Below are 548 nucleotides of genomic sequence, written 5' to 3' on the forward strand. Positions count from 1 at the left end.
CGGAAGACGGAGTCGTCAACCCCGCGGTCGCCGAGTGGATCAAAGTGGTGTGTTTTCCGGAGCGGTGGCTGGACATGCGGTATGTCGGCCCGGCGAAGGACACCGCTGCGGGCGGCAGCGCCGAGTTGCTGCGCGGCGTCGTCGCGCAGCGCTCGGGTGTGGCCGGCAAGCCGTCGATCACGGTGGTCGCGTTGCGCAGCGCGCAGCTCATCACGTTCACCGTCATGGACATCGACGATCCACGTGCGATGGTCCCGGTGCTCACCGTGGGCCTCGCGCACCGGCCGCCCGCTCGGTTCGACGAGTTCAGCATGCCGACGCGGGTCGGCGCCCGAGCCGACGAACGGCTGCGTTCGGGTGCTTCGCTCCCCGAAGTCCTTGACTACCTAGGTATTTCGCAATCGGCACGGAAGGTGGTGGAATCGGTGTTCAACGGACCGCGTAGTTACGTCGAGATCGTCGCCGGCTGCCACCGCGACGGCCGGCACTCCACCAGCGAGGTGGGGATGAGCATTGTCGACGCACGCGAAGGGCGGATTCTGGTCAGT

1 protein-coding gene is annotated in these 548 nt (G+C 67.2%); it reads left to right on the forward strand.

The features are described from left to right. Positions 1-548 (forward strand): ESX secretion-associated protein EspG (locus A5652_RS19465; RefSeq protein WP_197514023.1); only part of this gene is annotated, 548 nt, incomplete at both ends.

Origin of the sequence: Mycobacterium sp. 1165178.9, from assembly GCF_001673555.1 — a bacterium.
GTDB lineage: Bacteria > Actinomycetota > Actinomycetes > Mycobacteriales > Mycobacteriaceae > Mycobacterium.